The 312-nt window shown below is 35.3% G+C and carries 1 protein-coding gene; it reads right to left on the reverse strand.

Features of this window, described 5'->3' with window-relative positions; translation table 11 throughout:
• Positions 1-312: helix-turn-helix domain-containing protein (locus ACEN4I_RS13545; protein ID WP_407103314.1), on the reverse strand; the 312-nt coding region annotated here is incomplete at both ends.

A 312-nucleotide genomic window follows, 5' to 3' on the forward strand; every position in this document is an offset into this window, starting at 1 on the left:
TCTCTGGTTTATTTTGACCACGAAGATCTTTAAGTCCGTCGGACCCTTTAAGTTGGTATTTTTTAACCCATGAATAGATTTGTTGGTAAGATACACCATACTTTTCAATAGCCCCCTGATAGTCATTGTCTCTGGCAATAGTAAATTGTGTGATTTCCAATCGTTCTTCAAATGTTGTTTTACGCCCTTTAGTCATAGTGGTCTTAGATCTCCCCATACTCGTTGATTTTAGTTCTTTTCCACTATTATATAGGTTAATCCATCGTTGTAGAACTGAAAAACTGGAAATATGATATTTTTTCACCGTACTAT

This window comes from Desemzia sp. FAM 23990, from assembly GCF_045528485.1.
GTDB lineage: Bacteria > Bacillota > Bacilli > Lactobacillales > Carnobacteriaceae > Desemzia.